An 8,929-nucleotide genomic window follows, 5' to 3' on the forward strand; every position below is an offset into this window, starting at 1 on the left:
CCGCCGTCGTAAGTGTCCGTTAACCGGCGGCGGGCGCCTTGGCTGCCTTGGCGGCGGCCTTGGCTGCCTGCTTGCTGGCGCGAACCTTCGTCAGCGACTCCGGATCCACGATGTCAGCCACCGAGAGGTACGAACCCTCCGCGCCGTAGTGGCCCGCTGCCTCACGCCAGCCCGGCGCCTGGAGTCCGCACTGCTTGCCGAGCAGCGCCAGGAAGATCTTGGCCTTCTGCTCGCCGAATCCGGGCAGTGCGTTCAGCCTTCGGAGGACTTCCTTGCCGTCCGGTTCGTCCCGGGTCCAGATGGCCGTTGCCTCGCCGCCCCACTCGCTTTGCACGGCCTCGGCGAGCGCCTGGACGCGGCCGGCCATGGAACCGGGGAAGCGGTGGACTGCCGGACGTTCCTTGAAGACCTCAACGAAGCCTGCCGGGTCGTGTTCGGCCACGGCGGCAGGACTGATGGAGCCAATGCGCGTGCGGATTTTTTCGGGTCCGGCAAAAGCCGATTCCATGGTCACCTGCTGGTCAAGCAGCATGCCGGTGAGCAGCGCGAAGGCGTCATCGCTGAGCAGTTTGTCGGCGGCATCGTCGCCGGTGATGTGCAGTTCCATGCGCCCATCCTCCCACTTCCGGCCCGTGTCACAGGCACGGCATAGTGAATCCGTGTCAGGATCAGTCATGGTCAACCGCCTGATGCTGCTCGACACCGCCTCACTGTACTTCCGTGCCTTCTATGGGCTGCCCGATACCATCCGCCGGGCCGACGGCACCCCGGTGAACGCCGTCCGCGGCCTGCTCGACATGATCGCGCGGCTCACCACCGACTACGGCGCCACGCATCTGGTGGCCTGCTGGGATGATGACTGGCGTCCCCAGTGGCGGGTAGACCTCATTCCCACCTACAAAGCCCACCGGGTGTCCGAGGCAGTGGCGGGTGCGGCCGATGTGGAAGTGGTGCCGGACGCGCTTGAGGCGCAGATCCCCCTGATCCGCCACGTGCTGGACTTGGCTGGCATCGCCGTCGTGGGGGCCCCGGAGCACGAGGCCGACGACGTTGTGGGAACCTACGCCAGCCACGCCAGCCTTCCGGTCGACGTGGTGACGGGGGACCGGGACCTCTTCCAGGTGGTCGACGACGACCGTCAGGTGCGCGTCATCTACACCGCCCGGGGAATGCGGAACCTCGAAGTTCTGACCGACGCCGTCGTCGTGGGAAAGTACCGTGTGCTGCCTGCGCAGTACGCCGACTACGCGACCCTCCGCGGGGACGCCTCGGACGGGTTGCCCGGCGTCGCCGGCATCGGCGAGAAGACCGCCGCGTCGCTGCTCCTGGAACACGGCACGCTCGACGGGCTGCTCATTGCGGCGGCGGATCCCGGAGGCGGGGTGTCGTCCTCGGTGCGCTCGAAGCTCACCGCCGCGGCGGACTATCTCAAGGTGGCCCCCACGGTAGTCAACGTGGTGCGCAATCTGGACCTGCCGTCCCTTGATGAAGCGGGCGCCGAATTGCACGCTGTCACCGGTGAGGCGCGGGACGAACTTGAGCGGCTGGCCACCGAGTGGAACCTCGGCGGTTCGGTCCGGCGGCTCCTGCAGGCGCTGGACCGCCGTCCCTAGAGTGTCCTTATTTTCCCAGCCCGGCCTCGGCGATCAGCTCCGTCAGCCACGGCCGGTGCTCGCGGTGGAAGGTCAATCCCTCAGGCAGGCCCTGCACGGAGGGCTCGGAGCCGGTGATGTCGATGGTGATCCGGCCGCCGCCCATGGGCGCGTTGGTGATATGCAGGTCGCCGTAGGAGGCCGGCAGCACCGGGTCCATCCACATGCCGCCCCGGGACACATGCGCGTCATACCGCATCAGGCTGGTCACCAGCATGATCGGCGTGGTGGCTGCCCACGCCTGCGGGGAGCAGGCCGTCGGATACGGCACCGGCTCAGTGACCTGGTCCCGGCTGAAGCCGCAGAACAGTTCCGGCAGGCGCCCGTCGGTGTAGTCCGCAGCCTCCAGCAGGGCCGTCGCGATCCGCTGCGCCTCCTCGACGAAGCCATAACGCAGCAGGCCCACCGCGATGATGGCATTGTCGTGCGGCCAGACCGAGCCGTTGTGGTAGCTGGCCGGATTGTAGGCACCCATATCGGTGCCCAGCGTCCGGACCCCCCACCCGCTGAACATCTCGGGGGTCATCAGCCGCTTGGCCACCAGCGGCACCTTGTCCTCGTCCACAATGCCGTGCCACAGGCACTGCCCCATGTTGGACGCGCACGCGTCAACGGGCCGCTTGTCCCGGTCCAGGGCGACGGCGAAATAGCCGCGGTCCGGGAGCCAGAACTGCTCGTTGAATTTCTTCTTCAACTCCGCCGCCTCTTCGGTGAGCTGCGCCGCCAAACCTGTGTCACCGGCGTCGTAGGCCATCCACGCCCGGGACAGGAACGCGGAGTAGACCAGCGCCTGGACTTCGCAGAGCGCGATCGGCGGCTCTGCCAGCGTCCCGTCGGCGAAGTTGATGCCGTCCCACGAGTCCTTCCAGCCCTGGTTGATGAGGCCCTGGTCATTGAGCCGCTCATACTCGACGAACCCGTCACCGTCCTTGTCGCCGTAATTCCTGACCCAGTCCAGGGCGCGGTCGGCGTGGGGCAGCAGAGCGGCGATGGTGTCCCGGCCGAAACCCCAGCGGCTCACCGAACCGAGCGCCATCACGAACTGCGGCGTGGCGTCGTTGCTGCCGTAGTAGGCCGATTTGCCGCCCAGCGCCAGCCCGCTGGAGACACCGAGCCGGACCTCATGCAGGATCTTCCCGGGCTCCTCCTCGCTCATCGGGTCCACCACCTTGCCCTGCCGGTCGGCGAGCGTCTGCAGGGTGCCCAGCGCCAGCGACGGATCCACCGGCAATGCCATTTCCGAGGCCCACAGCGAGTCGCGGCCGAAGAGCGTCATGAACCAGGGGGCTCCCGCGGCCACGACGATACGCTCCGGATGGGCCGGATCCTCAATGCGGAGCGCGCCCAGGTCGTCGTAGCTGCGCCGCAGTGTGCGCTCGATGGAGCGGTTGCCCATGTGCAGCTTGGGAATCTTGGCCACCCATTCCTGCCGGCGGCGGTCGCTCGGGGACAGGTCACCGGAGACGGGACGGATCAACGACGACGGCGGGACCCCGCCGCCGTCGGCGGCAGGCGCCACGCTTACCCGCGAACTCCACTCACCGCGCGGCGGGACCACCGTCCGGAACGTCAGGGAGTCGGCGGTGACCTCGGCGCCGCTTGCGTTGACCACGACGCTCTTGACGAGGTCCTGCCAGCCGGCCTTGATCACCAGGGAGTCGCCCTCTGGCCGGCGGGACTCCTCCCAGCGGCGCTGGACACGGGCTTCCTTCACCTCAAAGAGATCCGCGAAATCCGACTCAACGCTGAGGGAGACGATGCACTCGGTCTCCTTCGAGGAGTAGTTCCGGATGGTGATCTCCTCGCGGATGCCGGCACCCACCTCCCGCAGGCGCTCCACGATCAGGGGACTGTCCGCGTACCCGTCAGAGCGGGGAACCCGGCCAATGAACAGCGCCCGGTACGGCTCCTTGGTCTCCGCCGTCAGCGCCTCCAGGGGCAGGCCGTTCACAGACAGGTTCCAGCGGGACAGGATGCGGGTGTCCTCATGGAAAACGCCGTGCGGATGCTCCGGATGGATGTCACCGTTCGCCGAGGAAATGCAGAAGGACGAACCTTCCACCAGGGTGACCGTGCCCGACCCCACAGGACCGGCAGCCGTGTCAGCATTCCAGCCAGCAGCCATTCCCGCCTCCTTCGACGGCTCAGGATAGGGGCGGCGCCGTGCGGACCGGGGCCGCACTACCTTTCGCCGCCTACTCCGTTGGGCATGACGCTACGCTCGAACGCCCCCTGATAAAAGGTCTCTGGCGGCCCCCGGTGAAGACGGCGAGAATGGATTCGTGCCCCAACTTCGCGCCGGGACGGACAGCGAGGCGATGAACCCGGCGGCCCGCAAGGTGCAGCGCATCTACCTGACGCTGACACTCGGCAATACCCTTGCGGCGTCGTTCATCTGGGGCATCAATACGCTCTTCCTCCTCGACGCCGGGCTCAGCAACCTTGAAGCCTTTGCCGCAAATGCGTTCTTTACCGCCGGGATGGTGCTGTTCGAGGTGCCCACCGGCGTGGTGGCCGACGGCTGGGGGCGCCGGGTCTCCTTCCTGCTCGGCACCGCCACGCTGTCCGTCTCGACGCTCCTCTACTACCTGCTGTGGCAGCTCTCAGCGCCGTTCTGGGCGTGGGCAGCCGTGTCCGTGCTGCTCGGCCTGGGCTTCACCTTCTTCTCGGGTGCGGTGGAGGCGTGGCTGGTCGATGCGCTGCACTTCTCCGGCTACGACGGCGCGCTGGAGACGGTGCTCGGGCGCGGCCAGATGGTGTCCGGCACTGCCATGCTCATCGGGTCAGTCGCAGGCGGCGTGATCGCCCAGGCCACAAACCTCGGCGTGCCGTTCCTGATCCGCGTGGGCGTCCTGCTGGCCATGTTCGGAGTGGCCCTGTGGCTCATGCACGACGTCGGCTTCACGCCCGAGCGCTCGGCGCGTCCACTTCAGGCGACGCGCGCTGTCCTCTCTGCCTCCATCGAGAACGGCCTGAAGAATCCGCCCGTGCGCTACGTGATGCTGTCCGCGCCGTTCACTGCCGGCGTCGGGATTTATGTGTTTTATGCCCTCCAGCCGTTCCTGCTTGAGCTGTTCGGCGACCGCGGCGCGTACGCCATCGCGGGTCTGGCGGCGGCCATCGTGGCCGGTGCCGAGGTCCTTGGCGGCTGGCTGGCGCCGCACTTCCGGCGCCTGGTCCGCAAACGCACCACGGTGCTGATCCTCAGCGGGGCCGTCAGCGCACTGATCCTGGTGGCGCTCGGGTTCACGCGTGACTTCTGGCTGGCCCTGGTGCTGCTGGCGCTCTGGGCACTGGTGGCCGAGGTGGGGATCCCGGTGGGGCAGGCGTACCTCAACGACATGATCGATTCCAGGCAGCGGGCCACAGTGCTCAGCTTCGCCTCACTTATGGGCTCCAGCGGCGGCGTGGTGGTGCAGCCGCTGTTGGGCCGGGCAGCCGATGTGTACGGCTATTCGGCGTCGCTGGCATTCAGCGGCGTCATCCAGCTGCTCGCCGTGCCGTTCCTGTACGCCAGCCGCCGTCAGCGCGCCGCAGCAGACGAAGCGCACGGCCGCTAGAGGCAGGCTGAAGGTTCGGACCGGTGAATGTTCTCGCCGTTGAGAGTCCTTCCACCGCGGAGTAGCGTGACAGTACCGTCAACCCGCATTACACCGACCCGGGAGCGACCATGCCATACCTGAGAAGCCGAGTAGCAGCCGTCACCACGGCCCTGGCAGTGAGCGTGACGGCAGGCGCAGTTGCCAGCCCCGCGTTTGCGGATGAACGGGTGACCGAGAAGACTGCGACCGCCACCGGGTACGGCGGTGCAGTGAGCACCGTTGACCCGGAAGCGTCCGCAGCGGCCATCGACATCCTCCGCAGAGGCGGCAACGCGGCCGATGCCGCCGTCGCCGCGGCCGCGACCCTCGGGGTGACCGAGCCGTATAGCGCCGGAGTAGGCGGCGGCGGGTACTTCCTCTTCTACAGCTCACACACCGGGCATGTGAGCACCATCGACGGCCGTGAAACAGCGCCGGCCGCCATGCCGCATGACGCCTTCATCGATCCCGGTACCATCACCCCCGAAAACCCGGCGGGCAAGCCCTACAACTTTACGCCGGAGCTCGTCACCAGCGGCATATCGGTGGGCGTGCCCGGCACCCCGGCCACGTGGGAGCGCGCGCTGGACCGGTGGGGAACCAAGGACCTGGACGATGTCCTGGAGCCGGCCATCAAGGTCGCGGACCGGGGTTTTGTGGTGGACGATACCTTCCGCCAGCAGACCCTGGATAACAAACTGCGCTTCGAAGCGTTCACCTCCACCAGCAAGCTGTTCCTCCCCGGCGGTGACGCACCTGCCGTCGGCAGTATCTTCAGGAACCCGGACCTCGCGGCCACCTACCGGCTGTTGGCGGACAAGGGCACCCGCGGCTTCTACCACGGTGCGCTCGCCAAGGAGATAGCGTCAGCCGTCCAGGCACCGCCGAAGAGCAAGACCACCAAGCTGCCGGTCCCGGCCGGGCACCTGACGACGGCGGACCTGGCCAGGTACCGCGCCCTGAACCAGCAGCCCACCCACGTCGAATACCGTGGCCTGGACGTCTACGGCATGGCTCCGTCGAGCAGCGGCGGCACCACAGTGGGCGAGGCGCTGAACATCCTTGAGCCGTTCGACCTCTCCGGGATGTCCACGCCCAGCGCGCTGCACCACTACCTCGAAGCCAGCGCACTCGCCTTTGCGGACCGCGGCAAGTACGTGGGGGACCCTGCCTTCGTGGACGTTCCCACCGACGCCCTGACGGACCCGCTGTTCGGTAAGGAACGCTCGTGCGGGATTAACCCGAAACTGGCGGCCGTGAAGCCCGTGGCGCCGGGTAACGTGGCAAAGTACGACGGCGCGTGCCCGGCCGCCGCGGCGGCCCCCGCCAGTGAGCGGGACACCGAGAACATCTCCACCACCAACCTGACGGTCGCTGACAAGTGGGGCAACGTCGTCGAGTACACCCTCACCATCGAACAGACCGGCGGGTCCGGCATCGTGGTTCCCGGCCGTGGCTTCCTGCTGAACAACGAACTGACTGACTTCTCCACCGTGTACGACCCGAAGGACCCGAACCGGATTGAGCCCGGCAAGCGGCCGCGGTCCTCGATGTCGCCGACGATCATCCTCGAGGACGGCGATCCGTTCCTCGCCCTCGGCTCGCCCGGCGGCTCGACGATTATCACCACCGTCCTGCAGACCATCCTGAACCGCGTGGACCTGGGGATGAACATCTCCGATGCCATCGCCGCTCCGCGGGCAGCGCAACGGAACTCTGCCAAGGTCACGGCCGAGCCCGGGTTCATCACCGCGTATGAGAGCCAGCTGAAGCCGTTCGGCCACGAGTTCACCCCCTCCGGCGACGCGTTCACCTCGGCAGCAGAGATCGGCGCGGCCACCGCCATCGAGTTCAAGTCCGGGGGACGCCTGGTCGCGGCGGCCGAGCCGGACAGGCGCGGGGGAGGCTCCGCCATGGTGGTCAAACCCGCGAGGTGAGTCCCGCCGTCGTCCGTGGAAAAGCCAGCCGCTGCGGAAGGCGGGCCGCTGATGGGGAGCGAGCCGATAATAAGAAGTGCGCCGCTACGGCCGGCTGTCGCCGGGGCCCGGCAGCAACTGGAGGTTCCTGATCTGCGACGGTCCGAACTCCACCGTGAGCGGACGGATTTCCCAGGAGCCGCTCCGTTCCCGTGAACGGCGTTCCCCGGGCCCGTCTTCCCTTGGGTGGCCCTGCGGCTTCGGCTTGCCCACGGCAACGTGGGGGCGCCACCGCGGATACCTGTAGCCCAGGGCGCGGGAGCTGAGGATGAAGTCGTCCGGGTTGTCCACCAGCAGGTCATCAAGCAGTTCATGGAGGGCCTGGACGAGCGAGACCTGGAAGTCCCGCACGGCCTGGGGCACGTCCACCTCGAGTCCGGACACCCGGCCGCCGCCCAGCAGGATCAGCCGCTCCGCGGTTCCGGAGAAGCCCTCCAGCACGGGCAGGCCGCGCAGCCAGTCCGCAGTCCTGGCAACGGCCGCGGCAGGATCCGTGGCGCCCTTGGTCCACTCGGCAATGTCGGCGGCGAAGTCCTCCAGAATGCCGATGTGGAGCAGAGTCATGTGCAGTCCCTGCGGCCTGCGAAGCCCGTCCGCGTAGGCAGCGAGCTGTTCGTAGTCCGCGGGTCTGGTGCCGACGCCGAGCACCGGAACCTCAACTGTGATGCGGGGAAGCCTCAGCATCCGGACCCCCTTGTCCCTGGCCGCCATCGGAATTCTCTTGCCTGTGGTTGATGCCATTATGCGCCTCATGGTGCCCCAAGGTTTTCCCAAAGTTTTCACAACCTCCAGGGCCGACCATGTGCCCGGGGTGCAAGCTGGATGGCTGCGGAAACTAAACAGAACAACAGTGAGGACATGCCATGGGCGAGCTACGGAAACTCGGCACGATCGGAAGCCTTGGGCTGCTCCTGTCGGGCAGCCTGATTTTTGGTCCATCACAGACCGCCCTGGCGGCCACCTGCCGTGCCGGAACGGCAGTCCCGGTGACCAACCTCGGGGGTAAGGTCCTGACCGCCACAACCTTTGAGGGCAACACCCTGGCACCGTTCGTGGCGACTCGGTCAGGCAATGGAACGGTGGCCGTGGCCAGCCCTACGGCCCATACCGGCACGTGTTCGGTCCGGTTGCGGGCGACCGATACCGTCGGGTCCGTGGCCAACATGGGATACGGCCTGGAGGCCGGCACCACGCGGGCCAGCGCCGACGCCTGGGTCAACATCGTGTCCGGCGGACTCCGGGGGAACAACGTTCCCTATGTGCGCTTCTTCTCCGGTGCCACCCGGATCGCCGATGTCTTCCGCGACAATGCCACGGGCACGCCCTGGCTGCGGACCACCAATCCCAACGGGACGTTCTCGTTCACCAAACTCTCGGCGTCGAACATGCGCCTGGGCGCCTGGCACCATGTGCAGATGCAGGTCAGGGCCAACGGTGACAAGTCCTCCATCGAGATCTGGCTTGACGGAGCAAAGGTGTTCGCCAACAACAGGGTGACCCTCGGCGCCACGAGCCTGAGCAAGGTCCAGTTCGGAGCCGAGCACCCGCGTCAGATGGGTGACAGCTACGTCGACGACGTCGTCATCCGGAGGTAGCGGGTCCGAAGGTAGCGGCTCCGAAGGTAGCCGAGGTACGGCGGTAGGGCCGCCGTCCGGCGGTAGGGCCGCCGTCCGGCGGGCAGTACGGCCCCGAAGCTCCTGCACGGCCTGCTTTCCCAGGC

At 67.5% G+C, this 8,929-nt stretch carries 7 protein-coding genes; 4 read left to right on the top strand and 3 right to left on the bottom strand.

Translation table 11 applies throughout. The features are described from left to right. Nucleotides 1-19: 19 nt before the first annotated feature. Nucleotides 20-607 carry an HhH-GPD-type base excision DNA repair protein gene (locus tag ACFQ50_RS20595; RefSeq protein ID WP_377997480.1) on the bottom strand — a complete coding sequence of 196 codons (588 nt, stop codon included), beginning with the start codon at nt 605-607 and terminating at the stop codon, nt 20-22. Between the two features lie 67 nt (nt 608-674). Between ACFQ50_RS20595 and ACFQ50_RS20600 the strand changes: the two genes are divergently transcribed. Next, nucleotides 675-1,613 carry a 5'-3' exonuclease H3TH domain-containing protein gene (locus ACFQ50_RS20600; RefSeq protein ID WP_377997488.1) on the top strand — a complete coding sequence of 313 codons (939 nt, stop codon included), beginning with the start codon at nt 675-677 and terminating at the stop codon, nt 1,611-1,613. Nucleotides 1,614-1,620: 7 nt separating this feature from the next. On the opposite strand, the gene ACFQ50_RS20605 is transcribed toward ACFQ50_RS20600, so the two are convergent. Beyond that, nucleotides 1,621-3,777 carry a glycogen debranching N-terminal domain-containing protein gene (locus tag ACFQ50_RS20605; RefSeq protein WP_377997481.1) on the bottom strand — a complete coding sequence of 719 codons (2,157 nt, stop codon included), beginning with the start codon at nt 3,775-3,777 and terminating at the stop codon, nt 1,621-1,623. Nucleotides 3,778-3,970: 193 nt separating this feature from the next. Here ACFQ50_RS20605 and ACFQ50_RS20610 point away from each other — a divergent pair, with 193 nt between their 5' ends. Next, on the top strand, nt 3,971-5,212 hold the full coding sequence (locus ACFQ50_RS20610) for an MFS transporter (RefSeq protein ID WP_377997489.1): 1,242 nt from the start codon (nt 3,971-3,973) through the stop codon (nt 5,210-5,212). Between the two features lie 110 nt (nt 5,213-5,322). Further along, nucleotides 5,323-7,170, top strand: coding sequence for a gamma-glutamyltransferase (ggt, locus tag ACFQ50_RS20615; protein WP_377997482.1), 1,848 nt, complete (start codon nt 5,323-5,325; stop codon nt 7,168-7,170). 84 nt (nt 7,171-7,254) lie between these two features. Here ggt and ACFQ50_RS20620 read toward each other — a convergent pair whose 3' ends face one another. Continuing rightward, a complete protein-coding gene (locus ACFQ50_RS20620; protein WP_377997483.1) occupies nt 7,255-7,950 on the bottom strand; it encodes a hypothetical protein in 696 nt (231 codons plus the stop codon). Nucleotides 7,951-8,072: 122 nt separating this feature from the next. Between ACFQ50_RS20620 and ACFQ50_RS20625 the strand changes: the two genes are divergently transcribed. Beyond that, nucleotides 8,073-8,804 carry a hypothetical protein gene (locus ACFQ50_RS20625; protein WP_377997484.1) on the top strand — a complete coding sequence of 244 codons (732 nt, stop codon included), beginning with the start codon at nt 8,073-8,075 and terminating at the stop codon, nt 8,802-8,804. The last annotated feature ends 125 nt before the right edge of the window (nt 8,805-8,929 follow it).

It is taken from the genome of Arthrobacter sp. NPDC056493 (assembly GCF_042795115.1).
Lineage (GTDB): Bacteria > Actinomycetota > Actinomycetes > Actinomycetales > Micrococcaceae > Arthrobacter.

What these genes read in the sequence shown, in the direction of transcription:
- ACFQ50_RS20595 (WP_377997480.1), bottom strand. Translation starts at nt 607, where the DNA reads ATGGAACTGCACATCACCGGCGACGATGCCGCCGACAAACTGCTCAGC.
- ACFQ50_RS20600 (WP_377997488.1), top strand. Translation starts at nt 675, where the DNA reads ATGGTCAACCGCCTGATGCTGCTCGACACCGCCTCACTGTACTTCCGT.
- ACFQ50_RS20605 (WP_377997481.1), bottom strand. Translation starts at nt 3,777, where the DNA reads ATGGCTGCTGGCTGGAATGCTGACACGGCTGCCGGTCCTGTGGGGTCG.
- ACFQ50_RS20610 (WP_377997489.1), top strand. Translation starts at nt 3,971, where the DNA reads ATGAACCCGGCGGCCCGCAAGGTGCAGCGCATCTACCTGACGCTGACA.
- ggt (WP_377997482.1), top strand. Translation starts at nt 5,323, where the DNA reads ATGCCATACCTGAGAAGCCGAGTAGCAGCCGTCACCACGGCCCTGGCA.
- ACFQ50_RS20620 (WP_377997483.1), bottom strand. Translation starts at nt 7,950, where the DNA reads ATGGCATCAACCACAGGCAAGAGAATTCCGATGGCGGCCAGGGACAAG.
- ACFQ50_RS20625 (WP_377997484.1), top strand. Translation starts at nt 8,073, where the DNA reads ATGGGCGAGCTACGGAAACTCGGCACGATCGGAAGCCTTGGGCTGCTC.